This window comes from Jiangella endophytica, from assembly GCF_003427025.1.
GTDB classification, from domain to species: Bacteria; Actinomycetota; Actinomycetes; order Jiangellales; family Jiangellaceae; genus Jiangella; species Jiangella endophytica.
This window is the reverse complement of the sequence record NZ_QVAI01000080.1, coordinates 1-307: the sequence shown is the minus strand read 5'-3', so window position 1 is coordinate 307 and position 307 is coordinate 1. Positions and strand designations below refer to the sequence as shown.

Genomic DNA, 307 nt, shown 5'->3' with positions numbered 1-307 from the left:
ACTGATCCGGAACAGCCCGGAGTCCGGGTTGACCCCGCCGCCGCCGAAGTTGAACTCGTCGCCCCACTCGATCAGATACATGGTGCCGTCGGGGCCGAACTCCATGTCGTGCGGCTTGCGCAGCCGGAGGCTGTCGTCGAACCGGAAGCCGAAGAACTGCTCCGTGAGCGAGCCGTTGACGTAGTTCCCGTTCTCGTCGAGGTCCATCGTGGCGATGAAGTCGCGCTCCCACTCCATGACGAACGGCTTGCCGTCGAAGAACTCGGGGAACTTCCCGTCAGCGGTGACCTCGGGGTCGAAGTGGTAC

1 protein-coding gene is annotated in these 307 nt (G+C 63.8%); it reads right to left on the bottom strand.

Features of this window, described 5'->3' with window-relative positions:
- Positions 1-307: hypothetical protein (locus tag DZA62_RS35350; protein ID WP_157988122.1), on the bottom strand; the 307-nt coding region annotated here is incomplete at both ends.